Annotated in this window: 1 protein-coding gene; it reads left to right on the top strand. The window is 46.6% G+C overall.

Annotated features, from left to right (window positions below; all coding sequences use genetic code 11):
- Nucleotides 1-81: 81 nt before the first annotated feature.
- Nucleotides 82-1099, top strand: a protein-coding gene (locus tag C6Y40_RS10600; protein WP_105932858.1) for an IS630 family transposase whose coding sequence is annotated in 2 segments (ribosomal slippage) — nt 82-525 and nt 527-1099 — 1017 coding nt in all. Because the reading frame shifts where the segments join, the coding sequence is not laid out codon by codon here.
- Nucleotides 1100-1834: the final 735 nt, after the last annotated feature.

The raw sequence follows: 1834 nt of genomic DNA, 5'->3' as shown, positions 1-1834 counted from the left end.
ATACCATTCCATCTAGATTTGTGATCTAATTGCCACATTACATTCCTGAGTCCATTTAGTTTGAAATATACATCAGAGCAATTGCTCGCCCTTTCAAAATCTGAAAAAGATAGTCGGAAGCGTATACGCTTCTTAGCCCTTTCTCATTTTCTTGACGGCAAGAGCCGCACTTATATCGCTGAAATACTCAAAGTCAGTAGGACAAGTGTGAATCTGTGGGTATCCAATTACCTTACCAATGGCCTTGAAGGTCTGGAATCCAAAAAGGCAAAAGGTCGAACTTGCTACCTCACAGAACGGCAAAAGCAAACGCTCTGTTCATACATCGAAGAGCATAGCCAGGATAAACATGAAGGAGGTAGGCTTACCGGGGAAAGTATTTTAGCCTATATTGAGCAAACATTTGGCGTTACCTACCATCATAATGCAATCTATAAGCTGTTAAAATCGTTGGGGTTTAGTTGGATAACGAGTCGTTCTCGACATCCTAAACAACAAACAGGCGTCCAGGATGCATATAAAAAACTTCCTACTGGAAACGATCCTTAACACTCCGGGGCATCTCGCCTTGGATCGCATAGATGTTTGGTTCCAGGACGAAGCTCGTTTTGGCCAGCAAAACACGACAACGCGCATTTGGGCCCCAACGGGAAGTCGCCCACGAGTTGTGAAGCAACAGCAATTTGAATATGCACATTTGTTTGGCGCGGTATGTCCAGCTACTGGCGACACCGAAGCGTTCATTTCGCCCTATGTGAGCAAAGACATCATGCGTCAACACCTGATGCAAATCTCACAGAAAACAAAACCGGGGCGCCATGCCGTGGTGGTGATGGATGGTGCTGGTTGGCATACCGATGATATAGCCGATGACTTTGAAAACCTGACAATTATGAAACTGCCACCCTATTCTCCTGAACTGAATCCCATAGAGCAGGTGTGGAGTTGGATACGGCAACATCATTTAGCGAACAGATGCTTCCAGGGATACGAAGATATCGTTGATGCATGTACCACAGCTTGGAACGATTTCGTCGATGACACTAAGCGAATCATGAATATGTGTTCGAGAGACTGGGCATTACTGACCAAATATTAAGATGGAATGGTATTAGTTGTCTGTGGTAGTGGTGCTGATATTCTAGGTTTTATTTAGCACCGTATGAGGCGCTCTTTTTTACTCTACGGTTGTACGATGGGGGTCCCGGTCTTCGCTGAGCGAAACCGGGATGACGGTTCTTTTTATATTTAATTAATAAAGCTCTCACATGGGGGTGAAGAACGGTGCTTCGTAGAAGTATGACGAATGCCGGTGGCATTCGACAAGTGATGAACGCGAGGCATGGATGCCGAGCTGGATGCCCCCTACAGGGAAGTATCACTAAAGGACACTGTTCGAAGAGCGTCTATGGATATGACTCTCGATGGTTGGGTCTTCATAGGAGTGGCACGTCAGTGCCTTTCTAAGCAAAAGGGCTATCCTGATAATGTTGTTAGCAATGATGATGTTTCACTGAACGCCGCATACAAAAAAAGGCTACCCAAATGGATAGCCTTTTTTCTTAGAATGGGAGCCTGGCGGTGTTCTACTCTCACATGGGGGCGGAGAACGGTTTCAAGCAAGCAAACCGTTTTGCTTGCTCCGTTCGGAGCGGCTTCGCCTCTGGCGAAGACTGGGGGCCCCCTTCGGGAACGGACGACCGCGAAGTAGAACTTTCAGTTTTACTTAAACGAAAAAAGGCCGACCTTCATGGTCGACCTTTTTCGTTTCAATTAGGAGCCTGGCGGTGTTCTACTCTCACATGGGGAGACCCCACACTACCATCGACGCTAA

The organism is Marisediminitalea alba, from assembly GCF_002993365.1.
Classification (GTDB): Bacteria; Pseudomonadota; Gammaproteobacteria; order Enterobacterales; family Alteromonadaceae; genus Alteromonas; species Alteromonas alba.
The sequence above is the reverse complement of the archived record's forward strand: the minus strand, read 5'-3'. Positions and strand labels throughout refer to the sequence as shown.